At 63.8% G+C, this 3108-nt stretch carries 8 protein-coding genes; 1 reads left to right on the top strand and 7 read right to left on the bottom strand.

Features of this window, described 5'->3' with window-relative positions:
* From Q7U95_RS02610 to Q7U95_RS02590, 5 genes are all read right to left on the bottom strand, one after another.
* Positions 1–204, bottom strand: a 204-nt coding sequence (locus Q7U95_RS02610) for a hypothetical protein (protein WP_308751718.1), incomplete at its 3' end; no start/stop codon positions are given.
* A complete protein-coding gene (locus Q7U95_RS02605; RefSeq protein ID WP_308751719.1) occupies positions 204–470 on the bottom strand; it encodes an HU family DNA-binding protein in 267 nt (88 codons plus the stop codon). The genes Q7U95_RS02605 and Q7U95_RS02610, both read right to left, overlap by 1 nt.
* A 20-nt stretch (positions 471–490) precedes the next feature.
* Positions 491–673, bottom strand: coding sequence for a hypothetical protein (locus tag Q7U95_RS02600; RefSeq protein ID WP_308751717.1), 183 nt, complete (start codon positions 671–673; stop codon positions 491–493).
* A gap of 8 nt (positions 674–681) precedes the next feature.
* The gene (locus Q7U95_RS02595; RefSeq protein ID WP_308751716.1) at positions 682–936 is read right to left on the bottom strand and encodes a hypothetical protein; all 255 of its coding nucleotides are present in this window, start codon (positions 934–936) and stop codon (positions 682–684) included.
* Positions 933–1253, bottom strand: a complete 321-nt coding sequence (locus Q7U95_RS02590; protein WP_308751715.1) for a helix-turn-helix transcriptional regulator — start codon at positions 1251–1253, stop codon at positions 933–935. Before Q7U95_RS02590 ends, Q7U95_RS02595 begins: the two co-directional genes overlap by 4 nt.
* Before the next feature lie 327 nt (positions 1254–1580).
* Between Q7U95_RS02590 and Q7U95_RS02585 the strand changes: the two genes are divergently transcribed.
* On the top strand, positions 1581–2039 hold the full coding sequence (locus Q7U95_RS02585; protein ID WP_308751714.1) for a helix-turn-helix transcriptional regulator: 459 nt from the start codon (positions 1581–1583) through the stop codon (positions 2037–2039).
* Between the two features lie 304 nt (positions 2040–2343).
* Here the strand turns inward: Q7U95_RS02585 and Q7U95_RS02580 are convergent, their stop codons facing one another.
* Both Q7U95_RS02580 and Q7U95_RS02575 read right to left on the bottom strand, forming a co-directional pair.
* A complete protein-coding gene (locus Q7U95_RS02580; RefSeq protein WP_308751713.1) occupies positions 2344–2466 on the bottom strand; it encodes a hypothetical protein in 123 nt (40 codons plus the stop codon).
* Positions 2467–2527: 61 nt separating this feature from the next.
* Positions 2528–3108: hypothetical protein (locus Q7U95_RS02575; protein WP_308751712.1), on the bottom strand; the 581-nt coding region annotated here is incomplete at its 5' end.

The raw sequence follows: 3108 nt of genomic DNA, 5'->3' as shown, positions 1-3108 counted from the left end.
GTTCCACATGCGCGTGAAGCGCGGCAGGTCCATGATCTCGAAGCGCCGCCCGTTCTTGCGTGGCGGCAGCCCCAGCGCCCTGGCGCGATGCCACAGGTTCGACCGCGCCAGCCCGACCGCCTCGGCGGCCTGCGCTGTGGTCAGCCGCTCATCCAGCCAGACGCGCCGGATCTCTGCAGCCGGGATGCGCTTGCCCGTGGCCATCACGCATCCGCCTTGCGCTTGGCGGCCTTGAAGCCCAGCGTGGTGCTGGCCGCGATCTCGATGGTCTCGCCGGTGGCAGGGTTGCGCCCCGTCCGCGCGGCCCGGTGGCGCGGCGCGAAGGTGCCGAACCCCTGCAGCACGACACTGTCGCCCTGATCCGTGGCGGCGGTAACCGCGCGCGCAAGCGCGTCGATCGCCCGCGCGGCCTCCGCCTTGGTCATCCCGGCACTGTCAGCCATCATCTCGGCCAGCTGGCCCTTGTTGATCCGGTTCATTACTCTTCCTTTCAGGATTGAGAGGGCGGCAAAGGGATAGTGAACGTGACCGACACGCCCTCGTCATCGGCCAGAAACGCGACGTTGAAATCGGCACCACCGGCCACCTTTGCGGCGGCAAGGCTGGCGTCGATCGCGATCTTCCATGCGCTCAGTTCCGCGCGGGTCATCGTGCTGAAATCGGGATGTGCCATGCCGCGCCTCACCCCATCACCAGCCACAGCACCCCGACCGGGATCGCCCCGGCCACGGTCCAGGCAAAATCGGCAAACTCGACCCGGCCAAACCCCAGCGCATCCAGCACCTCCTTGGCGGCCCCGGCCAGCGCGGCGGCAGCCGCCGCCAACATCAGCGCGGTGGTAGCGGGCAGCCCGGCCCAGGTGGCACCAAGCGCCACCATCGCGGCAATCGCGGCACCGCCCAGAAAGTGCATGATCTTGTCGGGGGCCATGTTCATTCCCCCGCCGCTTTTTTACGCTGACAGTCTGTGCGTTCCGGGTTAAACTTCACCCGCCCGAACAGCAGACGGTTCGGCAACCCGTCTTCGCCGTAGCGGTCGGGCCAGATTTCCTGCGGCTCGACGCCCAGGTGATCGGCCACCAGCCGCTCGATCGCGGGCCACGGGCGGCGCAGCACCTGGCGGACTGCGCTGATCCCGTAGCCATGCTGGCGCGAGAGCTCGGCCATCGACGACCCGCGCATGCGGATCGCGGCCTTGATCTCTTCGGGGTGCCACCCGCGCGCCTTGCGGGCAATCCGTGCAGGCTTCGCCATGAACCTGTGCTCCTCTTCCATCTTGCCCCTTCGGACGGCCATCCGGGCGGGCAGAACTCGCGGTGTAAAAAATGACCTTACGGACATACATTGAAGCAAAAAAATACGCAAATCAAGCCAGAAAGCGTCGGTCAGAGTTTGTTATATCAAAATATTGCTTCTACATTAGGGATTGTGCCGTAAAATCATACGTTTACGGAAACTCTGACCAGATCGGATGTAGCAAAAAAGTGGGTCAGGCTCTTGAACGTTAATTCTGACCGGAACGAGAAGCCCGACACGCCCCCAGACCTCGCCTTCGGCTCTCGGGTTAAGGAGGTCTGCGCGGTGGTAGGTGGGCGGAAAGAGATGGCGACCCTGACGGGCATCTCGAAGAGCGCCATTGATAAGTATGCGCAGGGTCAGTCAGACCCATCGCGCAGCGCCCTGATGGCAATGGCGCGCACTGCGGGCGTGTCGCTACAGTGGCTCGCAACGGGGGAGGATGAGCTCGTCGGCGGAAGTGAAGGCTACCAGCGACCTGCGCCTGCGGAGCCTCCGCTTGATAAGTGGTTGTTTTCTCGCGTAATAGACGGCATCCGCCAAGTTTACAGGCGCGTCGGCGGGCAGATACCTACGGTGAGCGAGGTGGAACTTGGCATCGAGATGCACAACCGCATCACCGCCCTGGCAGAAGGACAAGAGGCGCGCCACGGCGCTATGTTGATGGCGCTCGATCAGCTGGAAAGAGACCTGCAAGAAGCGCGGTTCGGCAAACAAGACGAGACCGACCAGCGCACGGCCTGATGATCGTGCGCCCGTGACGTCACGCACATACTTAAACGCCGGTCAATCATTCAAGCTCAATCGGCTTCTGTCAGCCGCCGTGATCAATTATTTCTTTCTATAACGGAACCTTACATAACTTGAACGCGCAAGCTCCATGCACGGTGGCGGCGTTCAGGTTCGGATCTGTAAGCTGAACGCTGGCACCTCACGCTCACCTTACGGTTCCTGTGGCTTTCCGTAAGGTCGCTACCGGCACCTCGCTGTACATCATTGAACATCCGCCCGCCCCTGGTCCCCGGTTTAAACGCTGTTTCAAACGCTCTCAAACGACCGGCCCATTGTGCAATCCATGTGTCTTATTTTTCCCGACCGCCCGCGATTGCGCAAACCGCCCCGCCGCGCCACCACGCCAACCACCACCGTTTAAACCCTTGATAACCCGCACCTATCCCGCCACGTCCCGATTGATCCAAGATTATCCCGGACTGATCAAACCATGTGTCTGGTTACATTGCAGGCGCGGCATGCGAAGCGGGCGGCGGGGCTGTGGCCTGGTCGGTCGCCGTTGCAGCCTCGCCCAGGGCCGGGCGGCAGGGGATGGCGTCATGCGGCAGGTTCAGGCGCAAACCGTCGATGAAGGCGGTGTAATCCTCGGCCCCTTGCCAGGCGCGACTTGAGGCGATGGCAATCGCGATCGGATCGCCGTTGGCAAGGCAGGTGTCCAGCGCGATGGTAGTGATCACGCCGCCCCCGGCCAGCGCCTGCGGCGCGGCGCGGCCCTCGGCGATGCGCGCGCTCCGGCCCAGAAAGCTGCCCTCGGTGATCGGCGGGCTGCCCTCATGATTGCCCAGCCCCAGCGCGAAACGCGCCGGATCGCCGGTTGTCAGGGCAACAAAGCCGCTGGGCGTGAGGATCAGAACCTGATCGCCGCGGCGCATGAAGACCCGCCAGCCGCGCGGCAGATGCAGCTCGAACAACCCGCCCATGATCTGCGCCTCGGTGTCGGGGGTCTCGAAATACGGGCTGGGGCGCAGCCGCATGGTGGCCATGATAGCCTCGGCCTCGGCGCGAAAGGCGTCCGGGTCGG

The sequence above is a fragment of the Candidatus Oleimmundimicrobium sp. genome, assembly GCF_030651595.1.
Classification (GTDB): domain Bacteria; phylum Actinomycetota; class Aquicultoria; order UBA3085; family Oleimmundimicrobiaceae; genus JAUSCH01.
This window is presented reverse-complemented; position numbering and strand designations above follow the sequence as displayed.